The following is a 15,030-nucleotide window of genomic DNA, read 5'->3' on the forward strand; positions in this document are numbered from 1 at the left end:
ATGCGCGGTGACGCACCGAAGCGCCTCGTGTCCAACTGTAACGTAAAAAAACTTTGCATACGCGCGTGCACCCACCACGATTTAATGTCGCAGTCACGGAGTAGGGTCGCGAAGGCGATGCTGCAATCGACGCGGATCGTCCCTGTCCTGTGGATATCCTCGATAACTAGATCCAAGGCCCTTGAATGGCAAACCCTCCAGAAAATGGCCGTTTAGACCACATCGACGCGATGCGTGCTATCGCGGTATTGTTCGTTATCTGGACGCACTATGCTGAACTGCTTGCCCCGCTGGCCGGATCTCAACATGGGTTGGACGCACTACAGCGTTCGGTCAACTTCGGGCGCATCGGTGTCGTGATTTTTTTTGGAATCAGCGGGATGCTGATTCCAAACAGCCTGCGGGGCAGCATCGCCGATGGTACGCGCACATTTTTGATACGCCGTTTCATGCGGCTGTACCCCGCATTCTGGCTTTCGGTACCACTTGGCTATCTTACGTACTGGACGCTGTTCCAACAAAAGATGAGCAGCATCGGCATTCTCGTCAACTTGACGATGATCCCAACGGCATTCGGCTTCGACACCATCATGGGCCACTACTGGACATTGGAAACTGAATTGTATTTCTATCTTTTATGTCTAGTTTTGTTCTGGAGTGGCTTGCTGCATCAAATGCGTGCACTCGTTACCGCCAGCGCGGCACTAGGCATACTGTTCGTCTTGACCACTGCATGGCATGTTATTCCTAATAATGCATTGGGGCAGTACAAGGGCATGTTGTATCATTTGTCAATCATGTTCTGGGGGGCAGTATTTCGCAAGGCGTACGACGAACCCAACGCAATCTTGCTTATCTGGCCGCGCAGACGCTCTATCCCTGCGTTGTCGATGACCTACCGTGGCGTATTGATTGCGTTGACCACACTGATCGCTTTAATTGCAGTGGCAATCGCTATCTATACTCTTCGGCGCCATGACTATGCGCACGTTTCGTCGTCAATCGGCTACCTCGTCGGCATCGCGTTGTTCGCCAGCTTCGCCACCCTATTCAAGATCCATCACCCGTCATTTGCGTGGCTAGGCAAAATCAGCTACTCCGTGTACCTATTGCATGGAATACCGCTATATCTTGTGTTCTGGCTGTGTCGGCATTATCAGTGGACCGGCGCGCCGCTTGGCGTCTATATGCTTGCTCCATTGGCACCGGCAATCGCACTGTCCTGGCTAAGCTTCAAATTTTGCGAAGCGCCTAGCATCCGTGCGGGACATGCGCTAACCTGTGCATGCCAGACCCGTTTAACGGAGCGGGCCCGACCGGCTACAGCACGTTCGCAACGCTTCTGAAACACAGGCGCCGATTCCGCGCTACTCTCCATGCACCAGCAACGCTCATGGCAAGAGCGTCGAGCCATGGCTTGACATAGAGCACGCAATAAGTGGCGCAACCACAACGATAAGAGCAGGGCTAACGCCACCCTTCACAGTCCGCATGCATGAACCGCGGGCTATGCCATCGCTACACCCTGCCGCGGGCGATGATTTCTTTGACCACGCTATAGGCTGGCTTTTTCGTGACAGCATCCGACTTGATCAAGCCATAGCCATCGTCAGCCGACATGTCGAACAACTCATACAACTGGACCGACTGCAGCAAACTGTACTGCGACTTGAGCTTGACGAATTCCTGCATTTGAGTGGCCAGGTAGCTCGCTTGTGCATTAAGCAGCGTGTTCTCGGACTGACCATACGGTCGATAGCCATACTCGGAAATCCAGATCGGTCGCCGGAAGCGCCGCGTCAACTCTTGAAGCACATTGATACCGTTCGCATTCGTGATGTCTCCCATATCGCTATACCAGTGCCAGGAGGTGACATCCCAATTAACGCGTGGCCCACTCGTTCCACCTTGGGGATCCGTGCCGTCGGCCAGCATTTGCAAAATACCGAAGTGTAACCACCCGGCGGTAACGGCCACTGCTGCGCGGGGATCCGCGGCGCGTACGCCATCGATCATGCCGCGTATCATCCCGCGGTAAATAAAGTACGGCGTCACTCGGTAGTCGGTGCGAAAGTTGCCGCCACGGGATACGAAACCGATTTCCATTTCGTTACCGCACTCATACAACAGTACCTTACCCTTTAAAATACTTGCGATGGAGTATGCGAGTTGAAAGCTATTGCTGTACGCAGAAGCCTCATCGGTATTGAATAGCTTTGGGGTGATCACCACTGAGACACTAATGCCGGTACCCCTCAGTGCGTCAACAAAAGAGGCAATGTTTTTTGCCCCCATCGTATTCCAAACATCTTGGCGAACATTCGAAACCCCAAGATCGCGCATGTAGGCTATCTGCGTGGCAAACGCCGTGCCATACGCATTACCCGAATTAATGTGTCCGTTGATTCCGAAGAACCCGGACGACACTGCATTGTAGCTGTTCGACGACATGGAACTGGAGGTTGCCGCGGCACTGGATGTCGTCACACTGACGGGTGTAGTACTAGTAGCACTCAAAGCCGATGCGGCTGAATCTAACGAAGTCGCGCCGCTGCTGGACCAGCGGCGCGTACGCTCAAAGCTAGCAGCTCCAACCTCGCTACTTGCACACACTCCCAGCGCCATCGTTCCGGCTGTAGCAACCAGTGTGCGAAGGAATTCACGTCGCACACATAGCGCGTCTTTCGCACTGCCTTGGGAGTCCAAATCGATGTTTGAGGCGCAGTGAGAGGGACTTTTAGATGAATTGCTCTTCTTCGAAATCATGAATTTGAATGTATAGTCATACAAAGGCCGATAATCGAAACGCACGTGCCTTCGCCAAACGTTGGACGAAAGCACTTCGTGCCCGTGCCGCATTGAACGCGACGAAGAACCGCACCCCTGGGACACTGGGCATCGCCTTGCACTTCGTGGGAATGGGACTTCTTCGTGACGAAACGGTAGATCAAAGCCAGACGCACAGTGACACATGGTGTGGATGGCAATCGACAGCCGAATCGACGAGCCCGAAGCTAGCCAGCGAGCGAATTATCCGCACGCAGAAGCTAAGAGAACTAGGATGACGCTTCATGCGTCGAAAGAACGAGCGCACATTCTACTGAATTCGGGCGCTCGGAAAGATGGATGTTTCGCTGCACATGCGCTGACGGCGCATAGCGCAGCCAATTACCGTGCCCGACTCAATGTGCCCGGCCACATGATGCACTCGGTACGACTGTCACGCCGACAGGTAACCCTTTATCTAGGTTATGCCCACCGCCCGAAAGCCGGCACGTATCGGGTCGAAATGGTACGTCAACGCACTGATATGGGTTGACTCATGCGCGATGCTATGCCAATTGACCAAAGCGTATGCGCCCTTCCCGACTCACGTACGTCACATGAGGCGGCGGTGGTGATCCGGCGCCATGACGGCAATAGCCAGCGGTTGCCTCAGTGATTTATTGCGGACCCTGTGAGATGAACGACACGAATTCGAGCCATCGCGGCCGCACTCTGCATGCCGGACCAGCGCGTCCCGGCGGTGAGCAGCACGTCGTCGGTTCATCATGGAGTGGGAGGTTTGACTCCAGTAGGGCACGGGGTGCCTTCAAGGCAGTGGATCGTTATTATCTGGTGTGGGCATTTTTTGTGCCGATCACGTCCGTGCTGGTGTTTCCCAGCGTGCAAGGTACCACGCCGGGCTATTTGATGTGCTTCTTATCACTGGCAATCGCTATGCTGTACGGAGGCGGCGAGCGTACCCGCTATTTGCGCATCCTTTTAACAGCGATCTTTGTCTGGTTATTGCTGTTTACACTGACGCAACTAGCCGACCTGACCGACGATTATACGCCTGATCTTGACACCTTGTCGCTGGTCAATCCGTATGACCATTCGTTTGTCATGCGCGCTTCGCTTTTCACGCAATCTCTATATGTCGTCGCAGTGGTACTCTATGGCACCTACCTGTACGTCTACTACGACGACGCATGGGATCGCATCATCGTTGCCTCCGGCGTCCTGTTTGCCGTGTACGGACTTTATGAGTGCGCCTACTACCTTGTGACCGGCCAGCCGGGTGACTTCCTGTCCAATCGCCAGTTCACCAACACGCTGGCCCGGCCCCTGCCCAAGGACATCGTCACGGGCAGCGACTTTCAAACCATGGGCATCGGTGGGATCTCGATGCAGCGTCTGAAGTCGCTAACGGGCGAACCGTCGATGTATGCGCTGTCGATGTTCCCGTTCTGGGTCTACGCCCGCACCGTGCAACGGTCGCGCTGGCCAGCGATCATTATTGGCGCCTCACTCGTGATGACGGCCTCCACGACGGCGATGGTCGGCTACCTGTGCTACCTCGGCATCCGGATGATGCACACGCGGATCAATATTATTAAGCTGGTGCTGGCCGCGCTTGCCATTATTGCGATCATCATCGTGTTTAACGAGCAAGTCGTGCAATTGGCAGATGATGTGATAATCAAGAAACTCACCGGTGCCAATTCATCGGGCCAGGAGCGCTCGGCCGGTTTCATGGCCGCCGTCGACTTCTGGCTCAATGCACCCGTTGCGAACAAGCTGGTGGGAATCGGCTTCGGCTACATCCGCACCACCGACATGTTTTCGACGCTGCTAGTCAACAATGGGCTACTGGGCCTTGCGCTGTTCAGCGTGCTATTGCTGTATCCGGCGTTCAAGCTCGATTGGGCGCCGAAGGCGGTCGCGCTACGACAGTGCTGCGTGGCGACCTATGTGATGATGATGGTATCGGTGCCGGAGTTCTCGTACCTTGCACCGTGGACCTTCGTTGCATTTGCCTATTGCCGACTGTATCACCGCAATCGCGCACGACAAGCCGCGGACCGGCATGAAGTGGAACTAACCGCGCGCACCTCACACATGCGCGAGGCTTGAGGCTTGAGGGTAGCAGGACAACGCTTCTTGGTTCCCGGCGCCTCGCTGCAACCCAGCGTCGGGTAACCCCGCTGCCACGGGCAGTATTATTCCGCCAGGGTTGGATGGCCGCTGATTGTCAGCGTAAAGCCGTTAGCGCCGGCTTCCAATCGCGCGGGCACGCCCACGGGCAGCGTCACGGTATCCGCGCCGTGGCCAAAGCGCAGCCCAGTTATCACCGGAATACCGATCAGCGCGCGGATCTGCTCGACCATCGCGTCAAAATCATAGCCATTGTCATACTCCGACAACTGCGCCCCGGTGAAGTCACCGAGCACCAGCGCCTGTTGACGCGGCAGGATGCCGGCCAGATGCAATTGGTACAGCATCCGCTCGACGCGGAATGGATGCTCGTTGACGTCCTCAACAAACAAAATGCCCGCGTCGATGTTCGGCAAGTATGGCGTACCAGCCAGCGCGGCGATCATCGCGAGATTGCCACCCCACAACGTGCCGCGCAGGTCGACGTCGTCGGGCTGTGGCGTCAGCTCACCAATCGTGAACTCCGCGTTGCTGATCGCCGCCCAAAAATGCTCGACTGTGAATTCGCTCAATATCGGCGCGCCGAAGTTGCCGCTCAGCATCGGGCTGCCGAACGTAATGAGGCCACTGTGCGCGAGCAACGCCATCTGAATCGCGGTGAAGTCACTATGGCCACAGATCGCGATCGGCTCGCCGGCCAGCCGGCGTTGCAATCCTGCATAGTCCAGTCTATGCAGCAACCGGATCGCGCCATAGCCGCCACGCACGGCCAGCACGATGTCCGGCAGCGCCCGCGCAGGATCAGCGAGCCGATTCAGGTCCGCGGCGCGTTGCGCATCGGTGCCCGCGAAGCGCTGGAAGCGCCGCTCGGTCGTATCGATGCCCTGGATGTGATGGCCGGCATCGACCCAACGCGCCAGCGCCCGGGCAACGGCTTGTGGATCCTGCGGATAGCCGCAGGGGGCAATCAGTTCGATCGTACGGGGCCTCATGACACTCCTGAGCGGGAAAAGACAGTGCGCGGCACGTATTGCAACCCGTGCCGACACGGCGCGACGTCGATCAGGATCACACGGCGCGACATCGACCGGAATCAACTTGCGTCGCCGAGTGTACGCGACGTGCGCAACTGCTGACGGCGCTCGACGAAGAACTGACTCAACTCGTGCGAGCATTCATCGGCCAGTACGCCGCCGACAACGCTCGTGTGATGATTCAACCGTGGCTGTGCAAATACGTCGACTACACTGCCGCACGCGCCGGTCTTCAGATCATGCGCGCCGAACACCACTCGAGCGATGCGTGCATGCATGATCGCGCCGGCACACATCAGGCATGGCTCGAGCGTTACGTACAATTCGCAGCCCGGCATCCGATAGTTGGATAACGACTGTGCAGCCGCTCGCAGCGCGACCATCTCCGCATGCGCGGACGGGTCGTGAGTGCTGATCGGCTGATTGAAGCCCTGCGCAATCACTTCGTCGCCCCGCACGACCACGGCGCCTACCGGCACTTCGCCAATTGCATAAGCGCGGCGGGCGGCGGCGCGCGCTAACGCCATGAAATGCAGATCCCGGGCTAACGGGCCCGCGTCAGGTAAACCGCTGTTGCGCATTCAAGCTCCGCGTCGAAGGGCCGCTCAGTCAGTCGCTGCTGGCACGACGGCGCCACCACAGCCGGCCAGGCGCTCAGCAACACGGCGGCAATACTCGTGTGGCACCACCATCGGCCCGCCACGCAGCGATTCGAGCGCCATAGTCAGCGCCAGCCACTTCGCCCGCAGGCGACGCTGTTCCGCGCGATCCAGCAGCGGCCCATCGTGTGCCGGGCACTGAGGGCCCATGTCGCATTCGCACAACGCATGCTCCAGTTCGCGTAGCGCACGCAAATGCTCGACGCCCGGCGGCACAAAGCCGGCGTTTTTCAAAATCCGGTTCGCCACACGAACCTCATGCGGCACAAGCAAATCGTCGTCGAGTTGCAGCGCCCGCCCGCTGCCGGGCAAATCGTCGAATTCACTCCGCGCGGCCGCGGCAGCGATGCGCTGTTCAACCAGCGCGTCGAGCAGTTTCATAGACGGACAAGATTCGAAATGCGCGTCAAGGATACCAAACTCTAGCGTAGTTCAGCCGCCCTCGCGCGAAGTGCAATGGAGCCGGCACTCTATTGCAGCGATCAACCGCTCCAGCCACGCGCGCAGCAGCGTATTGGACCCGACGAGCGCGATCGAGGTGACGATAACGCCGTACACCTGCTGGCGCCGAACCTTGGCGGCCGGCTCCGGCACCAGCCAGTTCGCGCTGTTCACTAGCAACAGCAGCGTTTTCAAGCCGATGACGATCGGCCACAAGCATGCCAGCCTCAGGCGCGGCGCCGAACGGCGAATCGCCAGCGTATAGTCGATTGCGTCGCGGAACTGGTCCAGCGCATGGCGTACAAGTTCCAGCATCACCGGGCGCGCCCGGCCTGCCGCCTCGGCGGACAACAGGTCCCGCGGCGTCAAACCGTACCGCTCGAGCATCGTGGACGGCAAGTAGCAGCGGCCAATCCGCAAGTCTTTAGCGCAATCGCGCAGCACGTTCGTCAGCTGCAGTGCCTTGCCAAAACGCACGCCGCGCGCTGACATCGCCACGGGGTCACCGTGCAGCACGCGCGGCAGATGCATATAGGTCATCTCCGTCCAGAACGCGCCGACGCAGCCGGCGACCATGTAGGTGTACTGATCCAGTTCGTGCCATGCCCGTAACGCCACCATCTGCCCGGAGCGCTCGTGCGCAAATGTGGTCAAATCGAACTCCATGCCGCGCGTGAGCGTCGACACAATGCCACGGACCGCCTCGCGATCGCGCTCGGCCAACTGCTGTAGGATCGCCAGCGCCGGCTCGAGCGATTCCAGCAGCCGCCGCTCGTCGGACTGTTGGTGTTGCGCGGCCAACTGCCTAGCCATCTCGCGCAGCGGCCCGCGATCGTGTTCGGCGTCATTCACGTGCGCACGCAGCGTCAATAGCATCCGCAGCCGCAGCGCGGGCTCGATCAGCGGCGTGTCTGCGATCGTGTCGGCGGCGCGCGCTAGCAGATACGCCAGGCCAACTGGGTCGCGCATGCCGGCGGGCAGCACGCGCAGCGTCAAGTAGAACGAGCGGGACACCCCCTTGAGTAGCGGACCGAGCAGGAAAGCGCGCGCCGGATCGCGCATGGATCGGTCAGCAGCAGTCACGCAGGCGGGCGGTTGCGGACCGGCCACCGGCCCGGCGGCACGTCGCGCGTGCGCTGCAGCGCCGTCGGATGGAGAGTCGAACGATGAATCGGACATCGCGCAGCCATAAATTGACAATCACAGCCGGCATTGTACCGGTTCACGCACCGGCGTCGCCGCGCCGTCGGGTCCAGCAAGCCGCCTTCGGCCATCATCGAGGCCTGGCCCGCGTGGAAAAGCAACTCGCCTCCCAATGCTCGAGCGCTGCGGGCGCTAGCGCATGCCCGCGCTGCCGGGCTAGGACGACGGCCTACCCTATCGGGCATTGTTGCGCGTCATATTGAACAACATACCGCCCTTGCCCGGCGTTTGCATCACCACGCGAAGCCGGCGTTCCTTTTCAATGTAGAAACCCACGCCGCGAACCGTCGAGTTTGGGTAGGAACACATTGTATCGCCTGAGTACTCAACCTCGATATCGTAGGCACTGCCCCACTCACGAGAAACGATTTTGCCGACAAACGGGCAATATCCCTCTGTCCCTGTGATCCTACCCCGGCCATCGATTATCATTTCAATTATGCTCGGCATATTGATCTCGTTGACAAGATAGTCACGTTTGCTGAACATGCCTTTGTATGTCCCGACCACTTTGCTCACAGTCGGCTTGGTATGTAACGCTAGGTCGGCATTGCCTTGGAATTGGAGCGGCGGCAGGCCATCGGCGGATGCGACGATGTGAATCGATTGCGAATTGAACAACAAGTTGTCGGCCTGAGTGGCAATATTCTGATAGCTGGGAAACTGGTTGGCCAGGATCGAGACCACTGTGGAACCGACGTGGGAAGGCAGCGAACGACCGGAATCAGTTGACGCGCTTAAATTGACCTTTATTGCAAGCCGCTCTTTCAAATAGAGGATCCCGGTCCCGGCGTTGCCCATGTCGAAATCGCCAACAATGGCCTCACCTATATCGTCGCCGTGAGCATATATCGCATAAAACTTGCCCGCCGGGGTAACCAACGCGGTGAAATTGTAGTTGCCCGATAGGCTACCGATGTATTGGCCTTGCGCTTCGTGCGCCTCCATGAGTTCGGTCTGTACGCCGGCGTCCGCGACTTGGGCGACGGGCTCGGGTTCGGTCTGCACGCCGACAGCCGCCACTTGAGCGACGGGCTCGGGTTCGGTCTGCACGCCGACAGCCGCCACTTGAGCGACGGGCTCGGGTTCGGTCTGTACGCCGACGGCCGCCACTTGGGCGACGGGCTCAGGTTCGGTCTGCACGCCGACGGCCGCCACTTGAGCGACGGGCTCGGGTTCGGTCTGTACGCTGGCGTCCGCGACTTGGGCGACGGGCTCAGGTTCGGTCTGCACGCCGACAGCCGCCACTTGAGCGACGGGCTCGGGTTCGGTCTGTACGCCGACGGCCGCCACTTGGGCGACGGGCTCGGGTTCGGTCTGTACGCCGACGGCCGCCACTTGGGCGACGGGCTCAGGTTCGGTCTGCACGCCGACGGCCGCCACTTGAGCGACGGGCTCGGGTTCGGTCTGTACGCTGGCGTCCGCGACTTGGGCGACGGGCTCGGGTTCGGTCTGTACGCCGACGGCCGTCATTTGGGCGACGGGCTCGGGTTCGGTCTGTACGCCGACGGCCGTCATTTGGGCGACGGGCTCGGGTTCGGTCTGTACGCTGGCGTCCGCCACTTGGGCGACGGGCTCGGGTCCAGTCTGTACACCGACGGCCGAAATCCGCGCTTCGTGCTCGCCCACGCCCACATTCAAGTCTTTCACCACAGCTTCGCTTACGCTGTGGCCTGTCCGCCAAATACTACGCCTTTTCCTGCCTCTGTCGTGATTCAGACTACCAATCTCGACCGTTCCATCCGTTGCATAAAGTTGGCCTACATTCGTAATGTTGATGATATTCATCGTATGGGCCGAATTTGTTGTAGGGACTGGAGAACCGACCGTGGTACCGGTGTGCCAGCCTTGTACGGGATCCATTGGCGAGCGGGCCCGCTCTCGTTCTCCGTCCGCCTCTTTGACGACTACGCGTTGGACCATGTCATCATCAGATTTGCCGCCGCCGCTCCCCCCACATGCCCCCGCAGCACCGACAAGCATCACAGCGACACACTGAATTATTCTGTAACGTAGTGCCCTGATAAGCCAACCGGATGCGGCTAAATCCTTCAAAGCCGCGTTGGCGCGCACCAAGTCACGCGCGGTTCGAGCGTCTTCTAACACCCCCCAATTCCGCTTCCTTTGCTCGCAAACTAGATTAAACGGCACCACACCCGCTTTTTTACTCAATTGTTCAAATCCGTGTAAAACTGTCTTTCGCCCAACTCGAAACCGCGTGATCGATGCTCGACGCCCATGCGTGGTCAACTCGATTCCGAGAAAATCAACGCGACTGAAAAAAGACCCGCGAGATATTAGTCCACCCATAGCTTGCCTATTGCCACCGGCCACTTCTCTTTTGTACTTGGCGAAACGCGTCGGGGCACTCAACCCTTCTGCTTGAAACAGGCTACCTCGGCGCCACATCGAACAGCATAGGAATACCCCCCGACCGACGGGGTGTTGGAAACACCGATGACAACGCCACACGGCAGGGTAGCGTCAGTGGCGTGACATTCTACAACCGGGAAACGGGGTGCGGCACTCTATTGCCACGTGAACTGGCATATGCAGGCGGCGAGACGCCTAAGATGTAATTAAGTCGGACAAGTATTGGCTATCGAGTCAGGCAGGTGCTCGCCGGTGGACAGCGCGCAGCGCTGCACCGTCGAGGTAGGCCGTGCGCCGTGCCGGCCCGATGTCAGCAGGCATGTCGAGCATGGACGCGCTTGGGCAGCTCGCACGCCCATCGTGCTCAGTCCTGGCCGAACTTTGCACTGTATAGCTTGATGGACGCCGAGAAATCCAGCCCGCCCATACCGCGTTGGCTCATCGACTGGTAAAGTACGGATGATAAGTATCCGAACTCCAGCAACGGCCGGTTGACATGTTAATGACGCCGGCCAGCACCGCCGGGCCGATGCCGAGCGAAACACCGAGCGACATTGCTTCAGCCACGCCCATCATCGATATACCGAGCACCAGATTGTTGCAGATCTTGGCCACCTGCCCCATGCCCGGTTCGCCGCACCGAACGACGTTCTTGCCCATGCTCAGCAACACCGGTTGAATGCGCTCGAACAGTTGCATGTCGGCGCCAACCATGAAAGTGAGCGTGCCGGTCTGCGCGCCGCCGGTGCCCCCGACACAGGCGCGTCAGCAAACGGATTGCGCTGCCGGCCGGCTGCCGCCGCAATGGCTTGCACCGTCGCTGGATCGACCGTGCTTGAATCGATCAGCCCGATAAAACCGATTTCCATGACGCCTCCTGTCAGCGTAAAGCGATCGTCGTATTGACCCCAGTGCCCGGTGCGTCGTCGAACCAGCGCGCGGTCACGGTCTTGGTTTGCGTGTAGAACTGCACGACCTGCTTACCGTATGGGCCCAAGTCGCCCAGCTTTGAGCCGCGCGAACCGGTAAAGCTAAAGAATGGCACAGGCACCGGTATTGGGATGTTGATGCCGACCTGTCCGACGTCGATCTCGCTCTGGAATTTGCGCGCCGCGGCGCCGCTTTGCGTGAATAACCCCACGCCATTACCCATCGGGTTGCGGTTCACCAGCGCAATGGCGTCATCGAGGGTGGCGGCTTCCAGCACCACGATTACCGGGCCGAAAATTTCCTGCTGGTAGATCGACATGTCGGTCTTAACGCTTGAGAAAATCGTCGGACCGACAAAGTTACCCTGCTCATAGCCCGGCACTCGCACGCCACGACCGTCCAGTAGCAGCGTCGCACCCTCCTTGATGCCCGATTCGATCAAGCCGACGATCCGCGCCTTAGCTGCCGCCGAAATCACGGGCCCGACATCGGTTCCCGGCTCATGGCCGGCGTTCACTTTTAGCGTCTTTGCCTTCTCCACCAGCTCAGGCAACCAATCGCGCGACTCGCCAACGAACACCACCACCGAGGTCGCCATGCAGCGTTGGCCTGCGGCGCCAAACCCGGCCCCAACCAATGCATTAATCGTCTGCTCACGATTGGCGTCCGGCAGCACGACCGCGTGGTTCTTGGCGCCCATCATCGACTGCACGCGCTTGCCATGCTGGCTGCCGAGGTTGTATACGTGTGTGCCCACCTGCGTGGAACCGACGAACGATATCGCCTTAATGTCCGGATGCGTGCAAAGCGCGTCAACCACCTGCTTGCCCCCGTGCACGACATTGAGCACACCGGCCGGCACGCCGGCCTCGAGTGCCAGCTCGACCAGTTCCATCGCCGACAACGGATCCTGCTCGGACGGTTTCAGCACGAACGTATTGCCGCAAACGATCGCCATCGGAAACATCCACAACGGGATCATCGCAGGGAAATTGAACGGCGTGATGCCCGCGCACACGCCGATGGGCTGCCGTAACGTATAGGTGTCAACGCCGCTAGCCACGTTCTCGGCAAACTCGCCGAGCTGCAGCGTGCCGATCGAGCATGCATGCTCAACGACTTCCAGGCCGCGAAAAATATCGCCCTGTGCGTCCGGCAACGTTTTGCCCTGCTCTGCCGTCAGCGTGTGCGCAATGCGCTCCATATGCAGGCGAATCAACTCTTGGAACTTCAGCATGATCCGCATGCGAGTTCCGATTGACGTGTGTTTCCACGTCGCGAAGGCACGCTGCGCGGCGGCTACCGCCGCCTTTACCTCGTCATCGGTGGCGAATGGCACGCGGCCGATGACCTGCTGCGTGGCAGGATTGATGATATCGCGCCACTCGGTGGACTGCGATTCGACGAACTGCCCGTCGATCAACAACTTGACGGTGGTCACCTCAAGCGAGGTGGAAGCTATGGCGGAATTCATTAACAGTCTCCAACACTATCAAACTTCTATTTAGGTATCCTACTCGGTAGACGGCATGACACGCCGCCGCGCCGATACGCCACCTAGCGTGCCGATGCCGGGCTCAGTGGCGCGGCGAACACGCACATCAGCAACAAACCAATCACGAACATGCGCTTCTGCCCAATCCGGTCGCTCAAGTGCCTGTACAGCGGCATCGTTACTAATGACAGTACCGCACTGGCGGTAATGGCGTTCAGGATGTCGGCCCGTGGCGATCCCCGAGGCCGTGCGGCCTTCGATGGTTGTTTGCGTCTGCATAGTGTCTCCGTTTATTGTCAGGCGGGCCGCCATGGCCGGGCGATATGGGTCGTGTACCGGCATATTGATATGTCCAGTATAGGTAAGCAAACGGCTTCGCTGTATCAACAATAAACCAAATTGGATGTGCATGAATGCACAAGCTGCATGCCAATTTTGCAGTGGAGCGCGAAAGTTTGTTAAGTGAGAAGATCGGGCCTTTATCTAACGGTAAATTAGTGCGCGTTCGCTTTACCTGTCTACCTGTCTACCTGTCTGTCGGCCTGCACTGTAGGCACCCATCGTCAGCGCCTAGGCATTAGGCACCACAAGCATCATGCGGACGACGATCGGGACACCTCTACGCCCCGTGAAGAAGTCAAATCATATGTCCAGACCAGACCCAGACGGCGCGCGCCAGGTGGTTGACGCGCTTTGTCTGTATCGATTGCTTAAATTTACTGAAACCCGTCTGCAAATAATCCAAGTTGTAGTTGGGCCAATGCTGCGTCGTGGCGTCGTTACCGATGACCGCCTGGCTGTTGATGCGGCAGACCGCCGTGCGGATCCGGTCCACCGTCGCTGCCGGCGACGCGGGCACGCGCCGCGACAGGGATATCGACCGCGCCCACTGTCACCGGCGCGGCACAGTACGGCATGCGCCGCCGTCAACGCACGCCGCCGCCCCGGCGGCTCCCATAGCTATCACCTCCATCGCGGTATCGACGGGCTCTGCCGGTGTCAAGGCGTGGATATGCGCCGACCCGCAGCTCACATCCGCCCTCGACAACGCATAGCGGGCCTTCTCGCGCGATATCCTGGTCATCGTGCACGGCGAAACTGACTTGTACTACCGGCTCTGCGGCATAAGCATTACGCTGCCGCCGCTGCGCGAGCGCACCGATTGCGGTTGCGGCTCGAGCGCCTGCTCGCGCAAGAGGCGGCATTAGCCAACAGAGACCGCAGGATCAGCGTCAAACATCTACCACCGGAGTTGACTCGCGACGACCGGCACGCCGGCAAGCCCACGCCTGGCGGCTTGCCTGGCCGGCACGCTGGCCGAAGCGAAAGCCGATGTGATCAGGCAGGCACTCCAGCGTCACGACGGCAACATGTCGGCGACCGCCCGCCCGAAGCCTGGGCATCTCGCGCGCGACGCTGCACCGAAAACTACGAGGTCGTAGCCTCGGGCGGCACCGCTCGACAGTTGTGTCCCGTTCGGGCGTTCTATTATTCGCCACCCTTTATTACATTTACGCCAACAGACTTCGCGTCACCATCCACGATTGCGCCGACCGATGCGCGAGCCGGATGGCGCAGCAGCGATAATCGATGTCCGACATATGACGGGCGCTCGCTTCGCTGCCGCGCTCGCTCAGCTATTCCTGGAACACCGCATGTCAGACAATGGTCCTTACTTCACCACGCCGCCACTACTTGGACCCATTGAAACAACGACGCCCATGCTCGTAAGATCAGGCGCGCGCCCGGCACCTGCGCCTTCCCAGATGCCGTCGCGGGAGCCAGTCGCCGCCCTGCGCAATCTTCTCTGGACTGCAAATGGACCCTTCGTCCATACCATGCCGCAGTTCCTAAACCAATCGCGGGAGTACTTTTTCCCTTATAACCCGGCTCCCCCGTTGTCTTGATGGCATCGCCTTCGCGTGCCGCGCCGTCCTGCGCACCGCAGCCTTCCGAGCCGCCGCTGGATAACGGC

11 protein-coding genes and 2 pseudogenes are annotated in these 15,030 nt (G+C 59.4%); 3 read left to right on the forward strand and 10 right to left on the reverse strand.

The window, feature by feature from the left end; genetic code table 11:
• Positions 1–185 precede the first annotated feature (185 nt).
• The gene (locus KPG66_RS08075; RefSeq protein WP_237070575.1) at positions 186–1,346 is read left to right on the forward strand and encodes an acyltransferase family protein; all 1,161 of its coding nucleotides are present in this window, start codon (positions 186–188) and stop codon (positions 1,344–1,346) included.
• 172 nt (positions 1,347–1,518) lie between these two features.
• Here KPG66_RS08075 and KPG66_RS08080 read toward each other — a convergent pair whose 3' ends face one another.
• Positions 1,519–2,766 (reverse strand): glycosyl hydrolase, encoded by a 1,248-nt coding sequence (locus KPG66_RS08080; RefSeq protein WP_237070576.1) that lies wholly within the window; start codon positions 2,764–2,766, stop codon positions 1,519–1,521.
• A gap of 696 nt (positions 2,767–3,462) precedes the next feature.
• On the opposite strand from KPG66_RS08080, the gene KPG66_RS08085 reads away from it, so the two are divergent.
• Positions 3,463–4,899: a hypothetical protein gene (locus KPG66_RS08085; RefSeq protein WP_237070577.1), complete on the forward strand. Its 1,437-nt coding sequence runs from the start codon at positions 3,463–3,465 to the stop codon at positions 4,897–4,899.
• 86 nt (positions 4,900–4,985) lie between these two features.
• Here the strand turns inward: KPG66_RS08085 and ldcA are convergent, their stop codons facing one another.
• The 9 genes and pseudogenes from ldcA to KPG66_RS08130 all read right to left on the reverse strand — a co-directional run bounded on the left by ldcA (position 4,986) and on the right by KPG66_RS08130 (position 13,890).
• Entirely contained in the window at positions 4,986–5,912 is a 927-nt protein-coding gene (gene ldcA, locus KPG66_RS08090; protein ID WP_237070578.1) for a muramoyltetrapeptide carboxypeptidase, read from the reverse strand.
• A 101-nt stretch (positions 5,913–6,013) separates the two neighbouring features.
• Positions 6,014–6,535, reverse strand: coding sequence for a tRNA adenosine(34) deaminase TadA (tadA, locus tag KPG66_RS08095; RefSeq protein WP_237070579.1), 522 nt, complete (start codon positions 6,533–6,535; stop codon positions 6,014–6,016).
• A 24-nt stretch (positions 6,536–6,559) separates the two neighbouring features.
• Positions 6,560–6,994 (reverse strand): J-domain-containing protein, encoded by a 435-nt coding sequence (locus tag KPG66_RS08100; protein ID WP_237070580.1) that lies wholly within the window; start codon positions 6,992–6,994, stop codon positions 6,560–6,562.
• A gap of 51 nt (positions 6,995–7,045) precedes the next feature.
• Complete coding sequence (locus KPG66_RS08105; protein WP_237070619.1) at positions 7,046–8,116, reverse strand: squalene/phytoene synthase family protein; 1,071 nt, start codon at positions 8,114–8,116, stop codon at positions 7,046–7,048.
• Positions 8,117–8,431: 315 nt separating this feature from the next.
• Positions 8,432–9,907, reverse strand: coding sequence for a hypothetical protein (locus KPG66_RS08110; protein ID WP_237070581.1), 1,476 nt, complete (start codon positions 9,905–9,907; stop codon positions 8,432–8,434).
• A 1,087-nt stretch (positions 9,908–10,994) separates the two neighbouring features.
• Positions 10,995–11,478, reverse strand: a pseudogene (locus KPG66_RS08115) (NAD(P)-binding domain-containing protein); the annotation flags it as partial.
• Positions 11,479–11,510: 32 nt separating this feature from the next.
• On the reverse strand, positions 11,511–13,034 hold the full coding sequence (locus KPG66_RS08120; RefSeq protein ID WP_237070582.1) for a CoA-acylating methylmalonate-semialdehyde dehydrogenase: 1,524 nt from the start codon (positions 13,032–13,034) through the stop codon (positions 11,511–11,513).
• Between the two features lie 107 nt (positions 13,035–13,141).
• Positions 13,142–13,288, reverse strand: a pseudogene (locus KPG66_RS08125) (MFS transporter); the annotation flags it as partial.
• A 404-nt stretch (positions 13,289–13,692) separates the two neighbouring features.
• Positions 13,693–13,890, reverse strand: coding sequence for a hypothetical protein (locus tag KPG66_RS08130; protein WP_237070583.1), 198 nt, complete (start codon positions 13,888–13,890; stop codon positions 13,693–13,695).
• A gap of 478 nt (positions 13,891–14,368) precedes the next feature.
• Here KPG66_RS08130 and KPG66_RS17920 point away from each other — a divergent pair, with 478 nt between their 5' ends.
• Complete coding sequence (locus tag KPG66_RS17920; RefSeq protein ID WP_422392662.1) at positions 14,369–14,497, forward strand: helix-turn-helix domain-containing protein; 129 nt, start codon at positions 14,369–14,371, stop codon at positions 14,495–14,497.
• Positions 14,498–15,030 lie beyond the last annotated feature (533 nt).

The sequence above is a fragment of the Mycetohabitans sp. B2 genome, assembly GCF_021733735.1.
Lineage (GTDB): Bacteria > Pseudomonadota > Gammaproteobacteria > Burkholderiales > Burkholderiaceae > Mycetohabitans > Mycetohabitans rhizoxinica.

Coding starts and splice junctions, on each gene's coding strand:
- KPG66_RS08075 (WP_237070575.1), top strand. CDS start 186: ATGGCAAACCCTCCAGAAAATGGCCGTTTAGACCACATCGACGCGATG.
- KPG66_RS08085 (WP_237070577.1), top strand. CDS start 3,463: ATGAACGACACGAATTCGAGCCATCGCGGCCGCACTCTGCATGCCGGA.
- KPG66_RS08080 (WP_237070576.1), bottom strand. CDS start 2,766: ATGATTTCGAAGAAGAGCAATTCATCTAAAAGTCCCTCTCACTGCGCC.
- ldcA (WP_237070578.1), bottom strand. CDS start 5,912: ATGAGGCCCCGTACGATCGAACTGATTGCCCCCTGCGGCTATCCGCAG.
- KPG66_RS08105 (WP_237070619.1), bottom strand. CDS start 8,116: ATGCGCGATCCGGCGCGCGCTTTCCTGCTCGGTCCGCTACTCAAGGGG.
- KPG66_RS08100 (WP_237070580.1), bottom strand. CDS start 6,994: ATGAAACTGCTCGACGCGCTGGTTGAACAGCGCATCGCTGCCGCGGCC.
- KPG66_RS08120 (WP_237070582.1), bottom strand. CDS start 13,034: ATGAATTCCGCCATAGCTTCCACCTCGCTTGAGGTGACCACCGTCAAG.
- tadA (WP_237070579.1), bottom strand. CDS start 6,535: ATGCGCAACAGCGGTTTACCTGACGCGGGCCCGTTAGCCCGGGATCTG.